The following is a 23,882-nucleotide window of genomic DNA, read 5'->3' as shown; positions in this document are numbered from 1 at the left end:
GCTGCCTGCGGACGGGCGCGGGTTCAGTGTGCGCGCACGATGTCCACGTCGGCGGCCTTCACGAAGGCGATGCGATGGCCGATCTGGACGGTCACGTACTTCTCCTTGCCCTGGAAGTACGAGTGGTCCAGCGGGAGCGAGGAGTCGATCGTCGGCGCGTAGTAGAAGCCGGTGGGGGCCTCACCGCCGCCGGGGTAGGACTGCCCCGCCTTGATGGTGTACTGCAGTGGCGTGCCCACCCGCTGGTCCGCGAAGTCGGCGGGGTACTCGGACTTGTCCGGGTACGCCACCCCGTACACCGGCACCTCCGCCTTGCCTGCCTTCGGCCTCACGACGTAGCCCGCGGTCGGCGTGGTGGTGCGGTCGTGGGCCGAGGTCTGGAACCACGCCTTCTGGCCGTACCACCAGATCGCCGTCCAGCCGGGCGCGTGGTCGGCGACGACGGCCTGCTGAGTCGCGCTGATCTTGCTGCCCCAGTCGGCGGCGCAGTTGGTGCCGGGTGAACCGTCCGTGTGCAGTCCCGGGTCGGAGAAGAGGGGCGCGTCCGCCGACGGCTCCGTGTGGAGCGGGACGGCGCTCGATCCCTGCACGGGCAGGTCGACGTTCTTCTCGCAGTCGCGGAAGGCCTGCTTGTTGTCCTTGAAGCGCGGGCTGACGGTGACGAGTTCGCTGCTCCTGGCCGCCGTCGGCACGGTGGGCTTTCCGAGCAGCGCCATGAAGCGGTTCCAGTCCCAGTAGGTGCCCGGGTCCCAGTGCATGTTCTTGGTACCGGCGGCGCTGGTGGGCGGCACCCCGTCGTGGCCGATGATGTGCTGGCGGTCGAGCGGGATGTCGTACTTGGCGGCGAGGTAGCGCACGAGCGCGGCCGTCGAGCGGTACAGCTCGGGGGTGTACCACTTCGCCCCCTCGACCGCCACGCCCTCCTGCTCGATGCCGATGGACTGGCTGTTGAGGTACCAGTTCCCGGCCTGCCAGGCGACGTCCTTGTCCTTCACCATCTGCGTCACGTGGCCGTCGCCGGACCGCACCACGTAGTGGGCCGAGGTCTGCTTCAGCGGGTTCTGGAAGATATTCAGGGTGGTGTCGAAGTCCTCCTCGGTGTCATGGAGGACGATGAACTTGATCTTGTTGCTGTGCGGCCGGTCCGCGGTGTCGTAGTTGCCGTACGTCTCCTTGTCGGCCGGGTCGCCGGTCTGCTGGTAGGCCGCCGGGACCCAGTCGCATGCGAGACCGCGCGGGCACTCCGGCCGCACCCCGTCCGCACCGGCCTGTGCCGCGGGACTGAGCAGCGCGAGACTCAGCGCGCCGACGGTGGTGAACGCGACCGCGAGTCCGGTCCTCTGCTTGGACGTCATGGCAACCCTTCATGGAGCTGTGCGTATCGGAGCCGTTCGTGTCGACCGGTGTCCGTGGTGCGATCCCGCTGATCCGTTGTGCGCGCACACTCTCTGACCTCAGGTGATAGCACGTCAAGAGTCTGGTGGACGGCGCGGATCGAGCCAGTGGACCAGACCACTGGCAGGGTCTCTGACCTGCGACGGGCAATGGACCGCGGCTCTCTGGCGGTGCGGCGTTACCTGGGTTTTACGAGCGGCCGGCCGACCTGCGGGATCATCCCTCGAACGAGCGCACTTCTCGTGTGACTAATTGCGGTTGTGCGTGCCCCGAACGGCCGAAGGGTAGTGCTCGCGCGGACAAGACCGAACCGCGTGACGCTCACGCGGAGGCTCTCGGAAAGGCCGTACGCACATGGCTCAGCCCTTCACCCTGCCGGACTTCTATGTTCCGTATCCGGCGCGGCTCAATCCTCATGTCGAGGAGGCCCGACAGCACACCAAGGAGTGGGCGCGGGCCATAGGGATGCTGGAGGGGTCGGGCATCTGGGAGGAGAAGGACCTCGACTCCCACGACTACGCACTGCTGTGTGCGTACACCCATCCCGACTGCTCGGCCGACGCGTTGTCGCTGGTCACCGACTGGTACGTGTGGGTCTTCTTCTTCGACGACCACTTCCTGGAGCTGTTCAAACGGACCCCGGACCGCGAGGGCGGCAAGCGGTATCTGGACCGGCTGCCCGCGTTCATGCCGATGGAACGCGGCGCGCCGACACCGGAGCCGACGAACCCGGTGGAGGCGGGGCTGGCGGATCTGTGGGCGCGGACCGTGCCCGGCATGTCCGACGCCTGGCGGGTGCGGTTCGCCGAGTCGACGAAGAACCTGCTCAACGAGTCGCTGTGGGAGCTCGCGAACATCAACGAGGGGCGCATCGCGAACCCCGTCGAGTACATCGAGATGCGCCGCAAGGTGGGCGGCGCCCCCTGGTCGGCCGGTCTGGTGGAGTACGCGGCCGGCGCCGAGGTGCCCGAGGCGGTGGCCGGTGAACGGGCACTGTGTGTGCTGCGCGACGCCTTCTCCGACGGTGTCCATCTGCGCAACGACCTCTTCTCGTACCAGCGTGAGGTCGAGGACGAGGGCGAGAACAGCAACGGCGTGCTGGTCCTTGAGCACTTCCTGGGCTGCTCGACGCAGGAGGCCGCCGAGGCGGTGAACGACCTGCTGACGTCGCGGCTCCAGCAGTTCGAGAACACGGCGCTCACCGAACTGGCCCCGCTCTGCGCCGAGAAGGGGCTGGACGCCGCGCAGACCGTGGCGGTGCTGGCCTACGTCAAGGGGTTGCAGGACTGGCAGTCCGGGGGCCACGAGTGGCACATGCGCTCCAGCCGCTACATGAACGAGGGCGCCACCACGCAGGCTCCTCCGGGCTTCGGCATGGCAGCCGCGTCGATCCGGTTCACCCCCCGGTCCGAGTCGGCGAGGCTTCGCTCCCACACCCATGTGCCGTACCGGCACGTGGGCCCGTCCCGGCTGCCCGACTTCGACCTGCCGTTCGGTACCACCCTCAGTCCGCATCTGCACGGGGCCCGGGTCCGGATCGTCGAATGGTCGGCCCGGATGGGGCTGCTGGAGGCGCAGCCAGGGGTGCCCGGTTCGCACATCTGGGACGAGGACCGGCTGCGGGCCTTCGACTTCCCGCTGTGTTCGGCAGGTCTGCAACCGGATGCCACGCCGGACGAACTCGACCTTTCCTCCCGGTGGCTGACCTGGGGGACGTACGGCGACGACTGGTTCCCGGTGGTGCACGGACGGGCCCGTGACCTGGCGGGCGCCAAAATGGCCAACGAGCGCCTCTCGCTCTTCATGCCGCTGGACGGGGGCGCGGGGCCCGAGCCGGTCAACGCGCTGGAGCGGGCGCTGGCGGATCTGTGGGTGCGCACGGCGGAGCCGATGGACGAGAGCGGCCGGCGCGCGTTCCGTAAGTCCATCGAGGACATGACGGCGAGCTGGGTGTGGGAGCTGGCGAACCAGGCGCAGAACCGGATTCCCGACCCGGTGGACTATGTCGAGATGCGGCGCAGGACGTTCGGTTCGGACCTGACGATGAGTCTGTGCCGGCTCGGGCACGGCAAGCAGGTGCCGGCCGAGATCTACGACAGCGGCCCGCTGCGCTCCCTGGAGAACGCGGCGGCGGACTACGCCGCCCTGCTCAACGACCTGTTCTCCTACCAGAAGGAGGTCGAGTACGAGGGCGAGGTGCACAACGGCGTCCTGGTGGTGGAGAACTTCTTCGGGGTGGACTATCCGACCGCGGTGGAGATCGTGTACGACCTGATGAAGTCGCGGCTGCGCCAGTTCCTGCATGTCGCGGAGCACGAACTCCCGGTGCTGTACGACGACTTCGGCCTGGATGACGAGGCGAGGCAGATCCTCGCGGGCTATGTCCTGGAGCTGAAGCACTGGATCGCGGGCATCCTGATCTGGCACCGGGACTGCCGGCGCTACCGCGAGGAGGATCTGCGGCGGGGCACGGCGGCCCCGTGGCACCTGAGTGGTCCCACGGGGCCCGGCACCTCGGCGGCTCGGGTGACGTCGTTGTTCGCTCAGTTCTCGGGGGTCAGTGTGTAGCTCTGCCCGGCGCTCGCCCTGAAGGTCCGCTCGCCGCTCGCGAACAGCGTGCTGCGGACGGTCACTTCGCGGGTGCGGCTCGCCGTGATCACCACACGGCGGGCCTGCCCCGAGGCCCACGCGATGTCGACGGTGAATCCTCCCCGGGCGCGCAGCCCGCGCACCGACCCTTCCGGCCAGCTCGCCGGAAGGGCGGGGAGGATCTCGACGGTGTCGTGCTGGCTCTGCAGCAGCATCTCCGCGACACCCGAGGCAGCGCCGAAGTTCCCGTCGATCTGGAACGGGGGGTGGGTGTCCCAGAGGTTGGGCAGGGTGGAGGTCTTCAGCTGCTCGGCGAGCATCTTGTGGGCGTGATCGCCGTCGCGCAGCCGTGCCCAGAAATTGATCTTCCACGCCTTGGACCAGCCGGTGCCGCCGTCGCCGCGGGCGCCGAGGGACACCTTGGCCGCTTCGGCCCACCGGCTCCCCGCCTCGATCTGCCGGCCGGGGTGCAGGCCGAAGAGATGCGAGACGTGACGGTGGTCGTCGGCCGGGTCGTCACGGTCGGTCTTCCATTCCTGGAGCTGCCCCCAGGACCCGATCCGCAGCCCGCGGTCGAGTCCGTCCAGGGCCGTCTCCAGCCGGTCGCGGAAGTCGGGGGCGTCGCCGAGGGTGCGGGCGGCCTCCAGGGTGCTGGTGAGCAGGTCGTGGACGATCTGCTGGGACATCGCGGCGCCGGCGGTGAAGTCGCCGTGTTCGGGCGAGTAGCTGGGGGTGACGACGAGGAGTCCGTCGCGCGGGTCGGCGCGCAGATTGGCGAGCCAGAATTCGGCGGCCTCCTTCATGGCCGGGTAGGCGGTGGAGCGCAGGTAGTCGGTGGATCCGCCGAACCGGTAGTGCTCGTACATCTGCTGGGTCAGCCAGGCCGCGGCTTCGGGGAACCAGAAGGCGGTGGCCCAGTCGTGGACACCCGTGAAGCCGTACGGGTTGGTCTCGTTGTGCACGACCCAGCCGGCGGTCCCGAACATCTCCTTCGCCGTCCTGCGGCCCGGCTCGCGCATGGCCTCGATGTAGCGGTCGTAAGGAGCGGTGGTCTCGGCGAGGTTGGTGACTTCGGCGAGCCAGTAGTTCATCTGCAGGTTGATGTTGCTGTGGTAGTCGGCGGACCAGGGCGGGGTGGTGGAGTTGTTCCAGACGCCCTGGAGGTTGGCGGGCAGTGAGCCCTCGCGCGAGGAGGCGATCAGGAGGTAGCGGCCGTACTGGAAGAAGAGCGCCTCCAGGGCGCGGTCCGCGGGGCTGTCCCCGCCCGTGTAGCCGGTGAGCAGCTGGTCGGTCGGCAGGTCGGGCAGTTGCTGGCCGATGTCGAGTACGACCCGGTCGAAGAGGGTGCGGTGGTCGGCGACGTGGGCGTTGCGGACGCTCTCGTACGACGCTGCGGCTGCGGCGTCGACCCTGGCGGTGACCGTGTCGTGCGGGTCCTGTCCCCGGTAGTCCGGGTACGTGTCCGCGTAGTCGGTGCCCGCGGCGAGGAAGAACCAGGCGCTGTCGGCGCCGGTGACGGTGAGGGTGCCGTCGGTCCCGGCGGTGACCTTGCCGCCGGTGGTGCGGACCCGTATCTGGGCCTCGAAGCGGAGGCCGTTGTCCTTGAGCGCCCCGCGTACGGTCAGCCGGTCGCCGCCGGCGGCTGCGGTGAAGTCGCTGCGCGGCGAGGTGTAGCGCAGGGTGAAGCTCACCTGTCCCGGCCGGTCCGCCGAGAGCCGTCCGCCGATCACCCCGCCCGGATGGGAGACGAAGTACTCCCTGCTGCGGACCGTCTCTTCCTGGGTGTAGCTGACCGTCGCGAGCGCGGTGCGCAGGTCCAGGCTGCGCCGGTAGGAGGCGTCGGGGGCGGCCGGGGCGCCTGGCACGTCGAGCAGCAGGTCGCCGAAGACCTGGTAGGCGCCGTAACCGCGGCGGGCCTGTCCGAGTTCGGCCGCCACGGCGTCCGGGCCGAGAGCGCCCTGGCTGTCGAGGCGCTGCTGGACACCGGTCAGCGCGTCGGGTCTGGGGGCGGTCCAGTTGCCGAAGTCGTATCCCTCGGCCGATCCCGGGCCGCCGGTCCACAGGGTCTTCTCGTTGAAGGTGAGGCGTTCGGAGGCGAGCGTGCCGTGCACGCTCGCGCCGAGCGCGCCGCCCCCGATGGGCAGCGATTCCCGCTCCCAGTCGGCGGCGGGAGCGAGGTAGTGGAGGACGGGGTTCGGAACCTCCTTGTTCCCGTTCACCTTCGCCGATTCATCGGAGGTACCGGCAGCCGCTGCCGTACCGGAAAGCGCCGGAACTCCCCATGCCAGAGCCCCCGTTGCGCCGATCGCTGTCTTCACCGTGGTGCGTCGCGTGATCCCGGATGTCATGCCGAATCACGCTAGAGGTCCGACGACTGTTCCGACAAGGCGCATGACAAAGCCACCTCTTGCACAAAGGCAGGGGGCGCTTGGACGGAAGTGGTCCTGCCGGGCAGCGCGGCGGCTGCGCGGGGCGGCCCGGTCGCGAAGCCGGCTCAGCCCTGCTGGAAGAGCTCCGCGGGGAGCGGCTTCAGGAGGGTGTACAGATCGTCGGTGATCGGCCGGTCCCAGCTGGCGATGGTGACGAGTACGCCGTCGCTGCGGTCGAACTGGACGCAGGAGATGCGGCTCTCGGAGAGCTTGACCCGGCGGACGATCAGCAGGTTGTCACCCTGCATGACGGGCATGTCCTCGGTTCCGGTGACCTCGACCGGCTCGTCGTTCTCCAGCGCGAGCAGCAGCTGTGCCACCTCGAAGGGGACCTGCCCCTCTTCGGTCTCGCGTGCGGGCGAGCCCTCCGGCAGATTGCCGATGATCATCGCCGGGCCGCGGCCGCCGAACAGGTCGTAGCGGAGAAACACGCCCTGACAGCTGCCGTCGGGGGCGGGCAGCAGACCTGCGCCGAGGTTGCCGGGCCAGTCGCCCGGGTCCATGGCCAGGACGTCGAAGTCTGGGCCCGCGGGGGTGGCGGCGCTACGGCGGCGGAGGAAGGACATGCTGACATGTTACGTGGCCGGGCTCACCTCGCGGCGCCGGGCCCGCAGCGGCCCGGGGCGGCGCGCCGGAGGCACACACCTGCGGCAGAGTCCCGCCCCAGGGGCGGGCCGCGGTTCTCCGGCGCACGCCCTCCGGCCGGTTCGCCGCCGCCCTCCGGCGCGCTGTCAGCTCGGGCCCGACTCCGCGGCCAGTGCCTGCAGTACGGCCACGGCCTCGGCGGCCCGGTCGCGCGGGACGAAGAGGTGGTCGTGGTGGAATCCGGCCACCACGTTGCAGCTGATGCCCGCATCGGTGAGGGCGAGGGACACCGCGGCGGTCAGGCCGACGGCTTCCAGCGCCGAATGCACACGGAGTGTGATCCAGCCCGCCACGTAGGAGTAGGCCAGTCCGGCCGCCGCGGCCTCCGCCTCGGCGAGCACCAGCGTGAGCCCCTCCGCCTCACCGACCGTGACGACGGGGGCAGTGCCGGCCGGCACGACGCCGTCCGGCACGGTCACGTAGACGTAGCGGCCCGGATGCAGCTCCGGGCGCAGGTCGCTCAGCAGGGTGCGAAGGTCCTTTTCGGCGGTCACACCCGCCACGCTACCTACGAGGTGCGGTGTCGCTCGTGATGGCGGGCGACGCGCGCCCGGTTGCCGCAGGACGGCTTGCACCACTCCTGGCGCGCGTGTTCCTTGACGAAGTAGCGCACGCAGCGGGGTGCGTGGCAGGCACGCAGGGCCGGGCGGTCGGGTCCGGCCAGGAATCCGATGACGGCGCGGGCGAGCGCGGCGGGCAGCACGTCCGCGCTCGCGCCACCGGCCGGCTGGTCGCGGGCGACGGGTTCGCCGCCCCGTGGCCAGTCCAGGCGCGGCACGGCGGGAACGGCTGCCGCCGCCGCGTTCAGCCGGTCGAGCGCCTCCTCGACGGGGATCAGCCGCCCGGCGTCCGCGGGGCTCGGCTCGGCGGGGCGCACGGCGTGTGCGAAGAGGGCCCGTGCGGCGGCGCGCAGGGACCGTACGGCAGCGAGATCCGTCGCGTCGGCCGTCCAGGCTTCGGCTGCCGGGACCCGGCTCAGCACCGCCGGCCGGTCGCGGACCCAGCGGGTCAGGGCGGCCGGTGTGTCGAGGTCGTCGGCGACGCCGCCCCGGCCGTCGTGGCGGACGGTGAGGGCGAGGTCGAGCGCGAGCCGGGTGTCGGGCATACGGCTGTCGGACATAGCGCTAACGATAACTTCGCGGCGGTCCATTAAGCGCCGACGGTGCAGGCCGCTCCGGCCGGGCGGCGGACCCGGCGAGGGCGACCGGGGCTCGGACGGTGCTGAGCCGCATCGGGGGCTCCCCGTTTCGGCTCCTCCTACTCGTCGTCGGAGCCGGGACCGAGCCCCGGGGGCTGCCCCGAACAGGCCGCGGAGTGGTTGCCGGCTCCTGTCCGGGAGCTGCCGCGGCTCAGCTCGTGGGCGGTTCGGTACCGACGAGCCACATGGAGAAGAACTGCGCCCCGCCGCCGTAGGCGTGGCCGAGCGCCCGCCGGGCGCCCGCCACCTGGTGCTCCCCCGCCTGTCCTCTCACCTGCAGGGCCGCTTCCGCGAAACGGATCATTCCGGAGGCGCCGATGGGGTTGGTGGAGAGCACCCCGCCCGAGGGGTTCACCGGCAGATCGCCGTCGAGTTCGGTGACTCCGGCCTCGGTGAGCTTCCAGCCCTCGCCCTCGTCGGCGAAGCCCAGGTTCTCCAGCCACATCGGTTCGTACCAGGAGAAGGGCACGTACATCTCGACGGCGTCGATCTCGCGGCGCGGGTCGCTGATCCCGGCCTGCCGGTACACATCGGCCGCGCAGTCCTTGCCGGCCTGCGGCGAGACGAAGTCCTTGCCGGCGAAGAGCGTGGGTTCGCTGCGCATCGCGCCGCCGTGCACCCAGGCCGGCGGGTGCGGTGAACGCTCCGCGCCGGTGCGGTCGGTGAGGATCATCGCGCAGGCCCCGTCCGAGGACGGGCAGGTCTCCGAGTAGCGGATCGGGTCCCAGAGCATGGGTGCGGCCTGGACCTTCTCCAGGGTGATGTCCGGGTCGTGGATGTGTGCGTAGGGATTCTTCAGCGCGTTGCGCCGGTCCTTGTACGCGACGAGGGAGCCGACCGTGTCGGGCGCCCCGGTCCGCCTCATGTACGCGCGCACGTGCGGGGCGAAGAATCCGCCCGCGCCGGCCAGCAGCGGCTGCTGGAACGGGATGGGCAGCGAGAGGCCCCACATCGCGTTGGACTCCGACTGTTTCTCGAAGGCGAGGGTGAGGACGGTCCGGTGCACACGGGCGGCGACGAGGTTGGCGGCGACCAGTGCCGTCGAACCGCCGACCGATCCCGCGGTGTGGACCCGCAGCATCGGCTTGCCGACGGCGCCGAGCGCGTCGGCGAGATACAGTTCGGGCATCATCACCCCCTCGAAGAAGTCGGGTGCCTTGCCGATGACGACGGCGTCGATGTCCGCCCAGGTCAGCCCGGCGTCCTGGAGAGCGGCCACGGCGGCTTCGCGGACCAGGCCCGCGAGGGAGACGTCCCGGCGGGCGGCGACATGCTTGGTCTGGCCGATGCCGACGACGGCCACGGGCTCCTTAGGCATGAGTGCTCTCCCCTTCGAGGACGGCGACGAGGTTCTGCTGGAGGCAGGGGCCGGACGTGGCGTGCGCGAGTGCCCGGTCGGACTCGCCGCGGTGGATGCGCGCGGCGGCCTCGCCGAGCCGGATCAGCCCGGCGGCCATCAGCGGGTTGGCGGCGAGCGCGCCGCCCGACGGGTTCACCCGGACGCTGTCGTCGAGCCCGAGCGCCTTGCGCAGCACCACTTCCTGAGAGGTGAACGGGGCGTGCAGCTCGGCCGTGTCGACGGGGCGTTCGAAGGCCCCGGCCCGTTCGGCGGCGAGCCGGGTCGACGGTGAATCCGTCAGCTCGCGCACGCCGAGGCCGTGCGCCTCGATGCGGTGGTCGATGCCGCGGATCCAGGCCGGCCTGGCGCACAGCGCCCGCGCGGTGTCCCCGGCGGCGAGGATCACGGCGGCGGCGCCGTCACCGATGGGCGGGCAGTCACCGGTACGCAGCGGCTGCACGAGGTAGTCGCCGGCCGGGACCGTGCCGCTGAGCTGGGCGTGCGGGTTGTCCGCGGCGGCTTCGCGGCTGCGGGCGGCGATGGCGGCCAGCGCCGTCTCGTCGGTGTCGCCCGCGTCGATGAGGGCCTGGGCCTGGAGGGCGGCCAGTGCGACGGAGTCGGGCCACAGCGGTGCGGTGTAGTACGGATCGAGCTGCCGGGTGAGGACGTCACGTACCTGGCCGGGCGAGGACTTCCCGTATCCGTAGACGAGAGCGGTGTCCGCCTCGCCCGTCTGGATCTTCACCCAGGCCTCGTACAGGGCCCAGGCCCCGTCCATCTCCACATGGGACTCGGAGATCGGCGGGTGCGCACCCACTCCGTCGAGCGCCATGGTGAAGGAGAAGGCGCGGCCGGCGAGGTAGTCGCTGGAGCCGGAGCAGGTGAAGCCGATGTCGCTGGTCCTGAGGCCGGTGGCGTCGAGGACCTGGTGGAGCACCGGCATCAGCATCTCGACTTCGGAGAGTTCGTCGGTGCGCCGCAGGTGGTCGCTCTGGGCGAAGGCGACGATCGCTACGTCTCGCATCTACAGCAGCTCCTTGTACGCGTCGTAGTCGGCGTCCGGCTCCCCGGTCGGCCGGTAGTGGTCGGGGTGGCGGCTGCCCTCGGCCCATACGGGTTCGACCCGAAGGCCCATCCGCACCTGGTCGTAGGGGATGCCGCCGATCCGGGCGTGCAGGGCGAGGTCGGCGCCGTCCAGGGCGATGTGCGCGTAGACGTAGGGGACCTCGATGTCGAGGTTCTTCGCCTTGATGTTGACGACGCAGTAGGTGGTGACCGTGCCGCGCGGTCCGACCTCGACCCGTTCGGTGGTGGCGACGCCGCAGGTGGGGCAGGCGCCGCGGGGAGGGACATACACCTTGTGGCAGGACGGGCAGCGTTCGCCGACGGTGCGCCGGCCGGCGAGGCCTTCGAGGTAGGCGCTCTGCGCGCGGCCCGGTGTGTAGGTGTAGTCGAGGCGGGCCGGGGTGACGATGCCGGTGACGGGGTCGGCGAACTCGCCGTCGTGCGGCGCGGACGTGCCGGGTTCGCTGTCGTGCGGCTCGAAGCAGGCGATGTCCGTGACGGCGCCGGTGCGGGTGTCCGCCCAGCGGACGCGTACCCGCATGCCGGTGCGGACGGCTTCGGGCCCTGGCGCGTCCAGGACGTGCAGGAGTGCGGTGTCGGCGCCGTCGAGCCGTACGAGCACCCAGGCGAACGGGGTGTCCAGCGGCTGGTCGCGGCGGGGCTGCGGGTTCCAGGCCCAGGTGGTCACCGTGCCGGTGGCGGCGACCTCGACCAGGTCGTGGATCTCCTCGGCCGTGACGGGGTCGTACTCGACGGGCGGCACCAGGACCTTGCCGTCCGCGGTCCGTACGCCGAGCACGGTACGTTCGCGCAGTCCGGTGAGGAAGGCGCTCTGCACCGGGCCGAGGGACCGGGTGAAGGGGAATTCGACCACCAGCGGTGCGCTGAGGACGTCGGGCACGGTTGCCTCCTCGGTTCGGGGGGTGTCTCGTCGGTCGGGGCGGATCAGCCACGCCCGCCAGGGATTGCGGGACAGCCCTCAGGCCCGCCGGTAGACGGGCGGGCGCTTCTCGGCGAAGGCGCGGGCGCCCTCCTTGGCGTCGGCGGTGGCGAAGACGGGCCAGCCGCGCTTCAGTTCGGCGGCGAGGCCGTCGGTCTCGGTCATCTCCGCGCTCTCGTAGACCGATGCCTTGACGGCCTCGACGGCGAGCGGACCGCAGGCGTTGATCTGTTCGGCGACCGCGAGGGCCGCTTCGAGCGCGGTTCCGTCGGGTACGACTCGGCCGATCAGCCCGATCCGGGCCGCTTCCCCGGCGTCGTACGGACGGCCGGTGAGCAGCATCTCGAGTGCGTGGGTCCGGGCGATCTGGCGGGGCAGCCGTACGGTCGAGCCGCCGATGGGGAAGAGGCCGCGCCTGACCTCGAAGAGGCCGAAGGTGGTGCTCTCGCCGGCGATGCGGATGTCGGTGCCCTGCAGGATCTCGGTGCCGCCCGCCACGCAGTGGCCCTCGACGGCGGCGATGACCGGTTTGCGGGGCCGGTGGTGGCGCAGCATGGCCTTCCAGTGGAGGTCGGGGTCGGCCGTCATCCGGTCCCGGTACTGCTCGCCCTCCATGCCGTCGCCCGCGAGGGCCTTGAGGTCCATGCCGGCGCAGAAGCAGCCGCCTGCGCCGGTGAGGACGACGGAGCGGACCTCCTCGTCCTCGTCCGCGGCCAGCCAGCCGTCGTACAGGCCGACCAGCATCGGCAGCGAGAGCGCGTTCTTGCTCTCCGGCCTGTTCAAGGTGAGCACCAGTGTGGCGCCTTCGCGCTGCACGGTGAGGTGTTCCGTACCGCCCATGGTCTGTCTCCCGTCTCATGGCTAGAACAGGTTGCAGTAGTTGGGGAGGCAGTTCAATAGTTTTCTGACAGGCAGTCAGATTTCTTCGCCGGGCCCTCTTCCCACTTGTGCCGGTCGGCGCTCTAATGACCGCCGAGCGCCACTCAGCAACCGGGGTCAGGAGGAACGGTGGAGTACAACCTTGCCGACCTGTTCGAATCGGTGGTCGACGCTGTGCCGGAACGCGAGGCGCTGGTCTATCTCGACCATCCCGGAACGGGCGCCGAGCGCAGGCTCACCTACGCGGAGCTCGACACCGCCGCCAACCGCATCGCCCACCACCTGATCGAGGCGGGCATCGGCGCGGGCGAGCATCTGGGCCTGCACCTGTACAACGGCATCGAGTACCTCCAGACCGTCCTGGCCTGCCTGAAGGCGCGCATCGTCCCGGTCAACGTCAACTACCGGTACGTGGAGGAGGAACTGGTCTACCTCTACCGGGACGCGGACCTCGCGGCGCTCGTCTTCGACGCGGAGTTCGACGAGCGCGTCGCGGCCGCAGCCCCGCAGGCGCCCAGGCTGCGCCATCTCGTCCGGGTGGGCCAGGACGCGACGGGCGCGCAGGCCCCGGAAGCCGTCGCCTTCGCCGCCGCCGAGGCAGCCGGTGATCCGGGGCGCGGCTTCCCGCCCCGGTCGCCCGACGACCAGTTCATCATCTACACGGGTGGCACCACGGGCATGCCCAAGGGCGTGATGTGGCGCCAGGAGGACCTCTTCTTCTCCGGCCTGGGCGGCGGCGCTCCCACCGGCGAGCCGGTGAAGAGCCCGCAGGAGCTGGCCGAGCGGGTGGCGGCCGGCGGGGAGGGCATCACCTTCTTCCCCACTCCCCCGCTGATGCACGGCACCTCGACGCTCACGGCGTTCATCGGCTTCAACTTCGGTCAGCGGGTGGTGGTGCACCGCAAGTTCGTCCCGCACGAGGTGCTGCGCACGATCGAGAAGGAGAAGGTCACCAGCGTGTCGCTGGTCGGCGACGCGATGCTGCGTCCGCTGATCGACGCCCTGAAGGGACCGCTGAAGGGCACCGACTGCTCGTCGATGTTCTCCGTCTCCAGCTCGGGCGCGGTCATGTCCGACACGGTGCGGGCGGAGTTCCAGGCCCTGGTGCCCACGGTGATGCTGCTGAACAACTTCGGCTCCTCCGAGTCCGGCTTCAACGGCACCGCGACAGCCGACTCCGGGCCGGAGAACGGCTTCCGGGTCCGCGTCAACTCCCGTACGGCGGTGGTCGATCCGGCGACATACGAGCCCGTCTCACCGGGCGAGCCGGGCCGGATCGCCCAGCGCGGCCACGTGCCGCTGGGCTACTACAACGACCCGCGCAAGACGGCGGAGACGTTCTTCCGCAAGGGCGAGGAGCGGTGGGTCCTGCTCGGCGACATGGCGACCGTCGACGCCGAGGGCATCGTCACCGTGCTCGGCCGGGGCTCGCAGTGCATCAACACCGGGGGCGAAAAGGTGTATCCGGAGGAGGTCGAGCAGGCGCTCAAGGCCCACCCGGACGTGTACGACGCACTGGTCGCCGGTGCGCCCGACGCCCGCTGGGGCAGCCAGGTGGCCGCCGTGGTGCAGCTGCGGGAGGGCGCCGATCCACCCTCGCTCGACGATGTCCAGGCACACTGCCGGACGCGACTGGCCGGCTACAAGATCCCGCGGCACCTGGTGATCACCCCCCAGATCCGGCGCTCCCCCAGCGGCAAGGCGGACTACCGGTGGGCCCGCTCCGTCGTCGCGCCCGTCCGCCCGGCCGACGGCTGAGCGGGGCCCGGTCCGGGGCCGCGTCGAATCACCCGAGTGCGCGGCCCCGCATGCACGGCGCACGCGGGGTGGCAGCGACGGCGTAAGCCATTCGGGCACGGCCCGTGCACAACCGCTCACCATGCGTGGCGACGAGGGGTGATCGCCCATAGCTTCGGCTCATGAGGAAACGACACATCACATGCCTCCTGAGCATCGCAGCCGTCTCGGCCGCCGGACTGGGCGCGAGCGTGCCGTCCGCATCGGCCGCCGCCCCGGGCGACCGCGTGGTGCATCCGGGCCAGTCGATCCAGGCAGCGGTGGACGCCGCACGGCCCGGTGACACCATCGTGGTCCGGCCCGGCACCTACCGCGAGAGCGTACTGATCAACAAGCCGGGCCTGACCCTGCGCGGCTCCGGTAACCGTACGGTCATCGTGCCGGGCGCGAGCGGCGCGCAGCCGGACAACGCGTGTGCGAAGGCCGGCAACGGGGTGTGCGTCCTGGGCACGGCCCAGCACACCGTGAACCACGTGTCCGTCCGGTCCCTGACCGTCGCGGGCTTCGCCTCGAACGGCGTCTGGGCCTCCTGGACCGACCGGCTGGAAGTGCGGGCGGTGACCGCCGAGTCCAACGGCACCTGGGGCATCGCGCAGCAGCGCTCCACCCGCTCCGACATCCGGGACAGCACCGCCCGCGCCAACGGCGACGCGGGCATCTTCGTCGCCAACAGCGTCGACGAGGAGGGCGGGGCCACGGACACCCGCGGCACCCGGGTCCGGGGCAACACCGTGACCGACAACCGGATCGGGCTCACCGCCCGCCGCGTGCGCAACCTGTCGGTCAGCGACAACACCTTCACGGCCAACTGCAGCGGCGTGTTCGTGGTGGGCGACGAGGGCACACCAAAGGCCGGCGCCATGACCATCAGGTCCAACCGGATCACCGGCAACAACAAGTTCTGCGCAGCCACCCCGCGGCTGCCCGCGATCCAGGGTTCCGGAATCGTCCTCACCGGCACCGAGGCCACCGAGGTGCGCTCCAACGTGATCCGCGACAACGTGGGTGCCACGCCGCTCTCGGGCGGCGTCGTGCTGTTCAAGAGCTTCGTCGGAGCGAAGAACACCGACAACACCATCAGCGGCAACGTGGTGACGGGCAACCAGCCGGCGGACCTGGCCAACGAGGACACCGGCACCGGCAACAGCTTCACCGGCAATGTCTGCACGACGTCCGCACCGGCCGGAATGTGCTGACCGGTGTACCCCCGTACGAGGAGGAGCGAGACGGTATGACCACCGTGAGTACCAACCCCACCCCTGCCACCACACCCGTTCAGCCTGTTCCCACGCCGCAGCCGGCGATGCGGCTGCGCGAGATCGTGTTCGGTGCGGCCTGCGCCGCGGCCGTACGCGCCGCGGCCCGGCTCGGTGTCGCCGACGCACTGGGCGAGACGCCCGCCACCGCGGCCGAACTCGCCGCGGTGGTGAAGACCGAACCCGTACCGCTGCAGCGGCTGCTGCGCGCCCTGTCCTGTTACGGCGTCTTCACCGAGACCCCGGACGGCGCGTTCGCCCACACCGACATGTCCCGGTTGCTGCGCGAGGACGACCCGAACAGCCTCCGCTACATCTCGCTGTGGTGCACCGAGCCCTGGACCTGGGACGTCTGGCCGCGACTCGACGACGCGGTGCGCTCCGGCCGCAACGTCTTCGAGGACGTGCACGGCAAGGAGTTCTTCGACTACCTCCACCAGGACGCCCACGAGTCGGCCCAGGTGTTCAACCGGGCCATGACCACGTCCAGCAAGCAGTCCGCGCTGGACGTCGCCGCCCTCCTCGACCTCACGGGGGTGTCCGTGGTCGCCGACATCGGCGGCGGCCAGGGGCACGTGCTGGCGAGCCTGCTGGAGAAGCACCCGTCGGTGAGCGGCACCCTGATGGACCTGCCGGGTGTGGTGGCACGTGCCGACGACCGGCTGCGGGACGGCGGCTCGCTCGCCGGCCGGGCGAGCATCGTGGCCGGGGACTGCCGTGAGGGCATCCCGGTGTCGGCCGATCTCTACATCATCAAAAACATCCTGGAGTGGGACGACGACAGCACGCGCCGCGCACTGCGCAGTGTCGTCGCGGCGGCCCGCCCCGGAGCACGGGTCGTCGTCATCGAGAACCTCGTCGACGACACGCCCTCGATGCGGTTCACCACGGCCATGGACCTGCTGCTGCTCCTGAACGTCGGCGGCGCCAAGCACACCCGGCAGAGCCTGGTCGACCGGCTGTCGGACGCCGGGCTGCGCATCGGCGAGATCCGGCCGGTCAACCCCTACCTCCACGCGTTCGAATGCGTGGTCCCGGACTGACCCCCTCTTGCGGGCAGCACGCGGACCGCCCCGGGTCCGGCCGCGAGGCCGGACCCGGGGCGGTCCGCGTGGTCAGGCGGTGGAGTCGCGCTCCCACCGGTAGAACTCCTGGGCCATCGCGTCCTTCGGACCCCGCCAGGTCTGCGGGTCGTAGGGGCTGACGAAGGCGGTGAGCCGGTCGCTGATGTCCTTGAACGCGGGGTGCTCGGTCACCTTGGCGATCTCCGGACCCGGCGGGCGCTCGGACTCGATCAGATGCAGATAGACGTCGCCGAACTGGAACAGCTTGCGCCGGGTGACGCCGACGAGATGCGGCAGTTCACTGCCGTCGGACGCGGCGAACAGCTCGGCGATGTCCGGCGCCGACTCCGGCGCCATCCGGGCGACGATCAGAGCGTGGTGCATCGGGTGATGCCTTTCTGGTACCCGGTCCGGGACCCGGCCGGGAGGCCGGGTGTCCGGACCGTCGGCGGACGGTACGTCAGCTGGCCGTGACGGAGGCCGTGCGACGCTCGCGGTCGCGCTGCTCGATCTTGTCCCGGATGAGCTCCATCTGGACGCGCGAGTTGCGGTTGATGTTGTCGGTCATCCAGGCGTCGTCGACCGGGGCGTCCGGACGCATCGCGAAGTCCTGCGCCCAGTGCATCCGGGTGCCGCCGGGGACCTCGGAGTACTCCCAGTGGATGTCCATGTGCTGGAACGGGCCCGGCTCGACACGGCGGGCCCGGACCTTGCGCCCGGGCCGGTCCGTGGTGCGCTCGGAGACCCAGCTCCACACCTTGTCGTTGTCGTCGGGGTGCATGGTCAGGCGGAAGGTGGTCCGCTCGCCGTCGCGCTCGATGACCTCGACCGCGGCGTACTCGCTGAACAGCGCGGGCCAGTTCTCCAGGTCGTTCGTCATGTCCCAGACGAGGTCCAGGGGGGCGGCGATGACGATCTCGTTCTCGGTGTGTCCGGACACGTCAGGCTCCTGTCATGAGGCTGTTGTTGACGAGGTCGAGGAACTCCCGGGGCGTCTTGCACCGGTCGGCGTCGGCCGGCAGCGGCTGTCCGTGCCGGTTCTCCAGCACGCCGACGATGCCGAGGAGGCCGAGCGAGTCGAGGCCGAACTCGTCGAAGGCGGAACCGGAGCGGTTCTGCATCTCCCGGGGGTCGACGGTGAGGCCGGCCCCCTTCTTCATCAGGACGGCCAGTTCTTCGTACGTCAGTCGGTCGGTCATGAGGGACTTCTCCTTCTCACGAGGGGTGTCGATGGGGGGCGCTCAGGCGGGGCGGCGCAGCACCATCGCCGCGTTCGAACCCATGAGGCCGCGGCTGAGCACGAGCGCTGTGCGCAGTTCGGCGGGGCGGGCCCGCCCGGTGACGACGTCGAGGTCGTGGCAGACCTCGAAGACGTTGGGCGTGGGTGGGATCAGACCGTTCTCCATGGCGAGCACGGCGGCGGCCGCGTCCAGGACGGGGGCTCCGCAGTAGGCCCGTCCGATGCCGGTCTTGGGTGCGGTCACCGGGACGCGCCGGCCGTGCGCGCCGAGCGCGTCGGCCAGCGCCAGCGCCTCGGCCCGGTCGGCCGCGGGCACGCCCAGCGCGTCCGCGAAGACCACGTCGATCTCCTCGGGTGCGCAGCCGGCCTCACGCAGGGCGCCCTCGATGGCGTGGGCGAGCCCCGCACGGGACTCCTCCCACCGCATCGCGGTGGTGAAGGTGGCGGCGTGCCCGGCGAGTTCGGCCCGGACGCGGGCCCCGCGCGCCACGGCAGCGCCCTCCTCCTCGACCACGAACATCGCGCCGCCCTCGGCGGGCACGAATCCGCAGGCGTCCGAGGTGAACGGGCGGTATGCCCGATCGGGTTCCTCGCATGCGCTCAGGTCGCGGTAGCCGAGCTGGCAGACGACGGAGTAGGGGGCGAGCGGGGCCTCGGCCGCGCCCACCACCACCGCGTCGGTGCCGCGCCGGATGGACCGGTCGGCGTGCGCCAGTGCGTCGAGGCCGCCGGCCTCGTCGCTGGCCACCACCGCGCACGGCCCCTTGAAGCCGCCGCGGATGGAGATCTGGCCGGTGCTGGCCGCGTAGAACCAGGCGATCGACTGGTAGGGGCCGACGTACTTGGAACCCTGGCCCCACAGCCGCTGCAGTTCGCGCTGGCCGAACTCACCGCCGCCGGAACCGGCGGCGGTCACCACGCCCACGCTGAACGGCTTCTTCTCGTAGTCGGCGCGGCCCAGCCGTGCGTCGTCCAGGGCCATGTCGGCAGCGGCCATCGCGAAGTGCGTGAACCGGTCGGTCTGCACGAGGTAGCGCTCCTCGATCAGACTGACCGGGTCGAAGCCCCTGACCTCACCGGCCACGTGCAGCGGAAGCTGCTCGCACCCTTCGCGGGTGACCCGGTCCAGGACGCTCATGCCTTCCTGCGTCCGTTTCCAGAAGGCTTCGGTGGTCGTGCCGTTGGGCGCGACGACGCCGATGCCGGTGACGACGGTGCGCCGTTCCTTCCGGGTGCTCATGAGGTCCTCCCACCGGTTCGGGTCAGGGCCACCGCGGACTGGAATCCACCGAAGCCGCTGCCGACGGAGAGGACACTGCGGAGCTTCAGCGAACGCGCGGTGCGCGGCACGTAGTCGAGGTCGCACTCGGGGTCCGGGGACTCGTAGTTCGCCGTCGGCGGCACCGTCTGGTGAACCAGCGCGAGTACGCAGGCAGCGATCTCTATCGCGCCGATCGCCCCGAGCGAGTGCCCGACCATCGACTTGATGGAGCTCATCGGTACGTCGTGGGCGTGCGCGCCCAGGGCCCGCTTCACCGCGGCGGTCTCGTGCCGGTCGTTCTGCTTGGTGCCCGAGCCGTGCGCGTTGACGTAGTCGATGTCGGAGGCGTCGATCCGGGCGTGGCCGAGCGCCTGGTTGATGGCCTCGGCCATCTCCAGGCCCTCCGGGGTCAGCCCGGTCATGTGGTAGGCGTTCCCGAAGGTCGCGTACCCCGCGATCTCGCAGTACACGGTCGCGCCACGGGCGCGCGCGTGCTCCAGCTCCTCCAGGACCAGTACGGCCCCGCCCTCGCCCATCACGAAGCCGTCGCGGCGGGAGTCGAAGGGCCGGGAGGCGTGTTCCGGGTCCTCGTTGTTGGCCGATGTCGCCTTGATCGCGTCGAAGCACGCCACCGTGATGGGGGTGATCGGTGAGTCCGACGCACCGGCGATGCAGACGTCGACCCGGCCGTCCTCGATGGAGTGGAAGGCGTAACCGATCGCGTCGAGGCCGGAGGTGCAGCCGGTCGAGACGGTCTGCACCGGACCGTGCGCCCCGACCTGTTCGGCGACCGCGGCGGCCAGCGAACTGGGCGAGAAGGCTCGTTCCAGGTGGCGCCCGGCCGGGCGGTGGTCGACGTCCCAGCGGGCGCCGCTGCCGCTGACCGCGACGTAGTCGTGCTCCAGCCGGGTGGTGCCGCCGACCGCCGTGCCGAGCGACACGCCCATGCGCCACGGGTCGGTCCGCTCCGGGTCGAGGCCCGCGTCGGCGAGTGCCTCACGGGCGGCCACCATCGCGAACTGGACGTACCGGTCCGAGCGGGCGACCTCCTCCTCGTCCAGTCCGTACGCGGCCGGGTCGAAGTCGCACTCGGCTGCGATCCGGGACCGGAAGCCGGCCGGGTCGAAGAGGGTGATGCCGCGTGTCGCGGTGCGGCCGTTGGCCAGGAGGTCCCAGAAGGCCGGAGTGCCGATTCCGCCCGGGGCCACGACGCCGACGCCGGTTACCGCCACGCGCCGGGTCATGAAGCGGCCTCGGTTCGTTCTGGCGGCGCGCCCCGCTCGGCGCATTCGGTGTGCTCGGTGTCGACGTGGCCGAGCTCCGGGCGCGGGGCCAGCGGACCGAGGTGGAAGACCATGCGCGCCTCGACGTCGCCCACGTTACGGAAGCGGTGCCGCACGTTCGGAGGGATCAGCAGCCCCTGGTCGGGCCGCATCGCGTGCGGTTCACCGTCCAGGTCGACTTCGAGGAGCCCGTTCACGACGTACACGAACTCCTCCGAGTACGGGTGGTAGTGCTCACCGATGCGGTCGCCCGGCTGAACAATGGCCAGTCCCATGAAGCCGCTGGTGGCACCCACCGCCGTCGGGGTGAGCAGAGCGCGCAGGTCACCTCCTCGTCGGCGGTTGGGCTGGGTCTCACTGAGGTCCACGATGCGTGGCCGGTGCATGGTCATGTCTGCTTTCCTCCTGGCGCGTTGCGCGTTGTTTCGACGGGTTGAGCGAGAACCCCCCAGGGTGCTGATGCGCGTCTCAGGACTGCGCGGCCCGGCGGTCGGTGATCAGCTGCATCTCGGACCGGCCGAGGAAGCGCGCGGCGTCCTCGTCGCCCGTGGGCACGGCGTTGACCTCGCCGTCCAGGAGTCGGGCGAGCCGGGCGGCCTTGCCGGGGCCGTGGATGCCGAGGGCCTTGGCGGGCTGCGCGTCGAGCGGGCCGCCCATCTCCAGCAGCCGGACCACGATGTCGTCGCGCTGGAAGATCGTGCTGCTCTCGATGGGGCTGCCGGTGTTGTCGGCCTCCTCCTCGTCGTGCTCGGCGAGCAGGCGGGCCAGGGCCATCCCGCAGCCCTCCTTGGCCTGGTAGAACAGCGCGTGGCGCTTGAGCTCCCCGGCGGCGTGGCGGCCCGTCGTCACGTGGTGGACGGTGGGCAGCGCCGCCCGGGTGAAGAACATCCGGGCGGAGTCGGGGTCGGCCAGGTCGCGGTCCTGCTCCAGGTACGGGTTGATCGCCTCCTCGACCGCCCGGACCTCGGGCTGCCGGGAGACGTGGCGCAGGGCCGCGAGGAGGTCGCCCTCGACCTCGACCGCGCGCACCACCCGGTTGCCGTGCATGAAGAGCGAGGTGCGGCGCAGCCGGGTGTGCTCGTCGACCCGGGCCTGCGGGGAGTCGTAGTCGGCGAGGATCTTCGCCACGATCTCCTCGGTGCCCGGCTTGACGGTGAAGGTCAGCGCGTGGCGCACCACCCCGTCCCCGAGGCGGGGCGCGGCCTGGAGACCGCCCTTGAGGGGCTCGAAGCTCTCCTCGAAGGCGGCGCCGGTCTCGCGCAGGACGCTGAAGCGCAGCGAACGGGTGTCGCGTACGCAGCTGTGCAGCGGCTGGACCGTGGCCACGTGGTCCTCGCTGTTGACCCAGGCGAGGAAGGGCGGCGCGCTCTCCCACTCGCTGGTGATGAGCCATTGGGACGGATTCTCGATGGACTGGCACAGCTGGTCGCTGATGTGTCCGGGGATGGAGGCGACCTGGTTACGCATGTGCTCGTATGCCTCGAGGAACTGCTTCTGGGCGCCGTCGTGCAGGTCAAGCAGCAGGATGACCCGCAGCCTTGATCCGTCGAAGGCGGACTGGGAGGTCCGTTCCGAGAGGGTGGTGGTCACTGGCGAACTCCTTCGAGGCGGTGGGGCGGCCCGGCCGGCCGGTTCACTGGGTAACCGGTGGCTGTCGAGTGGAATCGGAGCGGGCGAGTCTCCCGGCAGGTGCGCACGGTCCGCCCCGGACCGCGGGCGACGTCTCCGTGACCGATCGTGAAACGCTGGTCCGCCTGACGCGAGATTTATGAACCGTTCAGGTGAGCGGGCGTCCGAACCGCTCCCACGAGGGCATGGACACTGCATCTGTACGGCGTCCGAGCTGGAGCAACTCATGAACGAGAACGTCGACCTCCACGTACCGGTCCTCATCGTGGGCGGCTCCCTTGTGGGCCTGTCCACGTCCCTCTTCCTCGGCCGGCTCGGCGTCGAGCATCTGCTGGTCGAGAAGCACGCCGCGACCTCGACACATCCACGCGGCCGCGGCAACAACGTGCGCACGATGGAGGTCTTCCGCAAGGCGGGCATCGAGCCGCAGATCCGCGCGGCCGCGTCGGTCCTGGCGGAGAACCACGGCATTCTGCAAGCCGGCTCGCTGACCGGCGACGACCAGGAGTGGCTGTTCAAGGAGATCGACCCGGGTGGCGCACTCGCCCGCTTCAGCCCGTCGGGCTGGTGCCTGTGCAGCCAGAACGACCTGGAGCCCGTTCTCCTGGACCGGGCCCGGCAGCAGGGCGGCGACCTGCGCTTCTCCACCGAGATGATGTCGTTCGACCCGGACGACTCAGGCGTCTCGGCGGTCCTGAAGAACCGGGAGACGGGTGAGCACACCTCGGTGCGGGCGGACTACCTCGTCGCCGCCGACGGTCCGCGCAGCCCGGTCCGCGAGCAGCTGCGCATCGGCCGTTCGGGGGCCGGCGACCTGTTCCACAACGTGAGTATCACCTTCCGCTCCCGCCGGCTCGCCGATGTGCTCGGAGACCGTCGCTTCATCGTGTGCTACCTGACGGCTCCGGAGGCGGACGGCGCCCTGCTGCCGGTGGACAACGTGGAGAACTGGGTGTTCCACGCACCGTGGCAGCCCGACCGGGGCGAGACCCTGGAGGACTTCACGGACGAGCGGTGTGCCGAGCACATCCGCAAGGCGGTCGGCGCTGCGGACATCGATGTGGAGATCACCGGAAAGGCGCCGTGGCATGCGGCGGAGCGGGTGGCCGACCGGTACTCCCGGGGCCGGGTGTTCCTCGCCGGTGACTCGGCGCACGAGATGTCGCCCACCGGGGCCTTCGGTTCGAACACCGGCATCCAGGACGCGCACAACCTGGCGTGGAAGCTCGCCACCGTGCTGCGCGGTGAGGCGGGGCCCGGTCTGCTGGACACCTACGAGGCGGAGCGGCTGCCGGTGGCGTGGGCGACGAGCGAGCGTGCCTCGGCACGGTCCGGCGAGCACAGCCACCCCGGCTACGCACCGCCGCCCGCCGTGGGCGGCGGGAAGCGCGGCGGGATGCTGAACGTCGCGCTGGGCTACCGCTACGTGGACGGCGCGGTGCTGGGCGTCGACCCGGAGCAGCAGGTGGTGCCGCAGGGGATGCAGCTGACGGGTGAGCCGGGCAGCCGGGCACCGCACCTGTGGGTGCGGCGGGCCGGCGAGCGGATCTCCACCCTGGATCTGTACGAGCGGTCGTTCGTACTGCTCACGGATGGCGCGGACGTGGCTTGGCGGCGGGCGGCGGCACGGGTCGGCGACCGGCTGGCGGTGCGGCTGGACGCGTTCGGCATCGGTACCGGCCCCGGCGGGGATCTGGAGCCGGAGGCCGGTGCCGACTGGGCCGAGGCGCACGGCACGAGTACCGAGGGCGCCGTACTGGTGCGTCCCGACGGGTTCGTGGCCTGGCGTTCGCAGGAGGGTGTCGCGGACGCGGAGGCGACGCTGCACGACGTGATGGTGGCGCTGCTGCGCCGGGACTGACGCGGCGGGGGC

21 protein-coding genes are annotated in these 23,882 nt (G+C 70.9%); 5 read left to right on the top strand and 16 right to left on the bottom strand.

Features of this window, described 5'->3' with window-relative positions; translation table 11 throughout:
* Positions 1–23: 23 nt before the first annotated feature.
* Complete coding sequence (locus LNW71_RS32145; RefSeq protein ID WP_250971392.1) at positions 24–1,355, bottom strand: peptidoglycan recognition family protein; 1,332 nt, start codon at positions 1,353–1,355, stop codon at positions 24–26.
* Positions 1,356–1,749: 394 nt separating this feature from the next.
* On the opposite strand from LNW71_RS32145, the gene LNW71_RS32140 reads away from it, so the two are divergent.
* Positions 1,750–3,963: a germacradienol/geosmin synthase gene (locus tag LNW71_RS32140; protein ID WP_250971391.1), complete on the top strand. Its 2,214-nt coding sequence runs from the start codon at positions 1,750–1,752 to the stop codon at positions 3,961–3,963.
* On the opposite strand, the gene LNW71_RS32135 is transcribed toward LNW71_RS32140, so the two are convergent.
* From LNW71_RS32135 to LNW71_RS32100, 8 genes are all read right to left on the bottom strand, one after another.
* A complete protein-coding gene (locus LNW71_RS32135; RefSeq protein ID WP_250971390.1) occupies positions 3,939–6,332 on the bottom strand; it encodes a glycoside hydrolase N-terminal domain-containing protein in 2,394 nt (797 codons plus the stop codon). The genes LNW71_RS32140 and LNW71_RS32135 overlap by 25 nt on opposite strands.
* Positions 6,333–6,478: 146 nt before the next feature.
* On the bottom strand, positions 6,479–6,979 hold the full coding sequence (locus LNW71_RS32130; protein ID WP_018550733.1) for a hypothetical protein: 501 nt from the start codon (positions 6,977–6,979) through the stop codon (positions 6,479–6,481).
* A gap of 165 nt (positions 6,980–7,144) precedes the next feature.
* Entirely contained in the window at positions 7,145–7,552 is a 408-nt protein-coding gene (locus LNW71_RS32125) for an ACT domain-containing protein (RefSeq protein ID WP_250971389.1), read from the bottom strand.
* 14 nt (positions 7,553–7,566) lie between these two features.
* Entirely contained in the window at positions 7,567–8,178 is a 612-nt protein-coding gene (locus LNW71_RS32120) for a CGNR zinc finger domain-containing protein (RefSeq protein ID WP_250971388.1), read from the bottom strand.
* Between the two features lie 229 nt (positions 8,179–8,407).
* Positions 8,408–9,574, bottom strand: coding sequence for a thiolase domain-containing protein (locus LNW71_RS32115; protein ID WP_250971387.1), 1,167 nt, complete (start codon positions 9,572–9,574; stop codon positions 8,408–8,410).
* Positions 9,567–10,619 (bottom strand): thiolase domain-containing protein, encoded by a 1,053-nt coding sequence (locus tag LNW71_RS32110; RefSeq protein ID WP_250971386.1) that lies wholly within the window; start codon positions 10,617–10,619, stop codon positions 9,567–9,569. The genes LNW71_RS32115 and LNW71_RS32110 overlap by 8 nt, the downstream gene beginning before the upstream one ends.
* The gene (locus tag LNW71_RS32105) at positions 10,620–11,561 is read right to left on the bottom strand and encodes an OB-fold nucleic acid binding domain-containing protein (protein WP_250971385.1); all 942 of its coding nucleotides are present in this window, start codon (positions 11,559–11,561) and stop codon (positions 10,620–10,622) included.
* Between the two features lie 78 nt (positions 11,562–11,639).
* The gene (locus LNW71_RS32100) at positions 11,640–12,440 is read right to left on the bottom strand and encodes a crotonase/enoyl-CoA hydratase family protein (protein ID WP_250971384.1); all 801 of its coding nucleotides are present in this window, start codon (positions 12,438–12,440) and stop codon (positions 11,640–11,642) included.
* Between the two features lie 168 nt (positions 12,441–12,608).
* On the opposite strand from LNW71_RS32100, the gene LNW71_RS32095 reads away from it, so the two are divergent.
* The 3 genes from LNW71_RS32095 (at position 12,609) to LNW71_RS32085 (ending at position 16,575) form a co-directional block, all read left to right on the top strand.
* Positions 12,609–14,237: an acyl-CoA synthetase gene (locus LNW71_RS32095; protein WP_250971383.1), complete on the top strand. Its 1,629-nt coding sequence runs from the start codon at positions 12,609–12,611 to the stop codon at positions 14,235–14,237.
* A gap of 161 nt (positions 14,238–14,398) precedes the next feature.
* The gene (locus tag LNW71_RS32090) at positions 14,399–15,472 is read left to right on the top strand and encodes a right-handed parallel beta-helix repeat-containing protein (RefSeq protein WP_250971382.1); all 1,074 of its coding nucleotides are present in this window, start codon (positions 14,399–14,401) and stop codon (positions 15,470–15,472) included.
* A gap of 35 nt (positions 15,473–15,507) precedes the next feature.
* Complete coding sequence (locus LNW71_RS32085) at positions 15,508–16,575, top strand: methyltransferase (protein WP_250971381.1); 1,068 nt, start codon at positions 15,508–15,510, stop codon at positions 16,573–16,575.
* A 72-nt stretch (positions 16,576–16,647) separates the two neighbouring features.
* Here the strand turns inward: LNW71_RS32085 and LNW71_RS32080 are convergent, their stop codons facing one another.
* The 7 genes from LNW71_RS32080 to LNW71_RS32050 all read right to left on the bottom strand — a co-directional run bounded on the left by LNW71_RS32080 (position 16,648) and on the right by LNW71_RS32050 (position 21,970).
* Positions 16,648–16,980, bottom strand: a complete 333-nt coding sequence (locus LNW71_RS32080; protein WP_250971380.1) for a TcmI family type II polyketide cyclase — start codon at positions 16,978–16,980, stop codon at positions 16,648–16,650.
* 76 nt (positions 16,981–17,056) lie between these two features.
* Complete coding sequence (locus LNW71_RS32075) at positions 17,057–17,536, bottom strand: SRPBCC family protein (protein WP_250971379.1); 480 nt, start codon at positions 17,534–17,536, stop codon at positions 17,057–17,059.
* Between the two features lies 1 nt (position 17,537).
* On the bottom strand, positions 17,538–17,795 hold the full coding sequence (locus LNW71_RS32070) for an acyl carrier protein (protein ID WP_250971378.1): 258 nt from the start codon (positions 17,793–17,795) through the stop codon (positions 17,538–17,540).
* Positions 17,796–17,837: 42 nt separating this feature from the next.
* A complete protein-coding gene (locus LNW71_RS32065) occupies positions 17,838–19,076 on the bottom strand; it encodes a beta-ketoacyl synthase N-terminal-like domain-containing protein (protein WP_250971377.1) in 1,239 nt (412 codons plus the stop codon).
* Positions 19,073–20,341: a beta-ketoacyl-[acyl-carrier-protein] synthase family protein gene (locus LNW71_RS32060; RefSeq protein ID WP_250971376.1), complete on the bottom strand. Its 1,269-nt coding sequence runs from the start codon at positions 20,339–20,341 to the stop codon at positions 19,073–19,075. The genes LNW71_RS32065 and LNW71_RS32060 overlap by 4 nt, the downstream gene beginning before the upstream one ends.
* Positions 20,338–20,772 carry a cupin domain-containing protein gene (locus LNW71_RS32055; protein ID WP_250971375.1) on the bottom strand — a complete coding sequence of 145 codons (435 nt, stop codon included), beginning with the start codon at positions 20,770–20,772 and terminating at the stop codon, positions 20,338–20,340. Before LNW71_RS32055 ends, LNW71_RS32060 begins: the two co-directional genes overlap by 4 nt.
* A gap of 76 nt (positions 20,773–20,848) precedes the next feature.
* Positions 20,849–21,970 carry a SchA/CurD-like domain-containing protein gene (locus LNW71_RS32050; RefSeq protein WP_250971374.1) on the bottom strand — a complete coding sequence of 374 codons (1,122 nt, stop codon included), beginning with the start codon at positions 21,968–21,970 and terminating at the stop codon, positions 20,849–20,851.
* Between the two features lie 265 nt (positions 21,971–22,235).
* Between LNW71_RS32050 and LNW71_RS32045 the strand changes: the two genes are divergently transcribed.
* Positions 22,236–23,870, top strand: a complete 1,635-nt coding sequence (locus tag LNW71_RS32045) for an FAD-dependent monooxygenase (protein WP_250971373.1) — start codon at positions 22,236–22,238, stop codon at positions 23,868–23,870.
* Positions 23,871–23,882 lie beyond the last annotated feature (12 nt).

Origin of the sequence: Streptomyces sp. RKAG290, assembly GCF_023701695.1 — a bacterium.
GTDB lineage: Bacteria > Actinomycetota > Actinomycetes > Streptomycetales > Streptomycetaceae > Streptomyces.
This window is presented reverse-complemented; position numbering and strand designations above follow the sequence as displayed.

Excerpts from the sequence above, each read along its gene's own strand:
- LNW71_RS32145 (WP_250971392.1), bottom strand. The coding sequence starts at position 1,355 with ATGACGTCCAAGCAGAGGACCGGACTCGCGGTCGCGTTCACCACCGTC.
- LNW71_RS32140 (WP_250971391.1), top strand. The coding sequence starts at position 1,750 with ATGGCTCAGCCCTTCACCCTGCCGGACTTCTATGTTCCGTATCCGGCG.
- LNW71_RS32135 (WP_250971390.1), bottom strand. The coding sequence starts at position 6,332 with ATGACATCCGGGATCACGCGACGCACCACGGTGAAGACAGCGATCGGC.
- LNW71_RS32130 (WP_018550733.1), bottom strand. The coding sequence starts at position 6,979 with ATGTCCTTCCTCCGCCGCCGTAGCGCCGCCACCCCCGCGGGCCCAGAC.
- LNW71_RS32120 (WP_250971388.1), bottom strand. The coding sequence starts at position 8,178 with ATGTCCGACAGCCGTATGCCCGACACCCGGCTCGCGCTCGACCTCGCC.
- LNW71_RS32115 (WP_250971387.1), bottom strand. The coding sequence starts at position 9,574 with ATGCCTAAGGAGCCCGTGGCCGTCGTCGGCATCGGCCAGACCAAGCAT.
- LNW71_RS32110 (WP_250971386.1), bottom strand. The coding sequence starts at position 10,619 with ATGCGAGACGTAGCGATCGTCGCCTTCGCCCAGAGCGACCACCTGCGG.
- LNW71_RS32100 (WP_250971384.1), bottom strand. The coding sequence starts at position 12,440 with ATGGGCGGTACGGAACACCTCACCGTGCAGCGCGAAGGCGCCACACTG.
- LNW71_RS32090 (WP_250971382.1), top strand. The coding sequence starts at position 14,399 with ATGAGGAAACGACACATCACATGCCTCCTGAGCATCGCAGCCGTCTCG.
- LNW71_RS32085 (WP_250971381.1), top strand. The coding sequence starts at position 15,508 with ATGACCACCGTGAGTACCAACCCCACCCCTGCCACCACACCCGTTCAG.
- LNW71_RS32080 (WP_250971380.1), bottom strand. The coding sequence starts at position 16,980 with ATGCACCACGCTCTGATCGTCGCCCGGATGGCGCCGGAGTCGGCGCCG.
- LNW71_RS32070 (WP_250971378.1), bottom strand. The coding sequence starts at position 17,795 with ATGACCGACCGACTGACGTACGAAGAACTGGCCGTCCTGATGAAGAAG.
- LNW71_RS32065 (WP_250971377.1), bottom strand. The coding sequence starts at position 19,076 with ATGAGCACCCGGAAGGAACGGCGCACCGTCGTCACCGGCATCGGCGTC.
- LNW71_RS32060 (WP_250971376.1), bottom strand. The coding sequence starts at position 20,341 with ATGACCCGGCGCGTGGCGGTAACCGGCGTCGGCGTCGTGGCCCCGGGC.
- LNW71_RS32055 (WP_250971375.1), bottom strand. The coding sequence starts at position 20,772 with ATGACCATGCACCGGCCACGCATCGTGGACCTCAGTGAGACCCAGCCC.
- LNW71_RS32045 (WP_250971373.1), top strand. The coding sequence starts at position 22,236 with ATGAACGAGAACGTCGACCTCCACGTACCGGTCCTCATCGTGGGCGGC.